The sequence below is a fragment of the Mesorhizobium sp. M8A.F.Ca.ET.202.01.1.1 genome, from assembly GCF_004791595.1.
Classification (GTDB): domain Bacteria; phylum Pseudomonadota; class Alphaproteobacteria; order Rhizobiales; family Rhizobiaceae; genus Mesorhizobium.
Genome location: NZ_SRUN01000151.1, coordinates 1 through 336, shown reverse-complemented (window position 1 = coordinate 336; position 336 = coordinate 1). Strand labels below are relative to the sequence as shown.

The following is a 336-nucleotide window of genomic DNA, read 5'->3' as shown; positions in this document are numbered from 1 at the left end:
GGAGAATCCCGACGGCACGCTGCGCATCGACATGACCGCGCAGGTCTCGGTACTGCTCAAGCAGGCCAAGGGCGTGCTGATGGTGCCGGCGGTGGCGCTGGGGCCGAAGCGCCGTGGAAACGAGCGCATGGTGCGGGTGCTGGACGACAAGGGCCAGCCGCAGCCGCGCAAGGTCACGGTGGGCATCAACAACGGCGCCTCCGCCGAGATCCTGTCGGGATTGAAGGAAGGCGAGCGCGTGGTGGTCGGCGAAGCCAGCGCCGCCGGTGCTGGTGCCAGCGGCGGCAACCGCGGCGGCATGCCGATGCGGGTCGGTGGCCCGGGCATGGGGCGCCG

General features: G+C 71.7%; 1 pseudogene. It reads left to right on the top strand.

Annotated features, from left to right (window positions below):
* Positions 1-336, top strand: a pseudogene (locus tag EN845_RS34250) (efflux transporter periplasmic adaptor subunit); the annotation flags it as partial.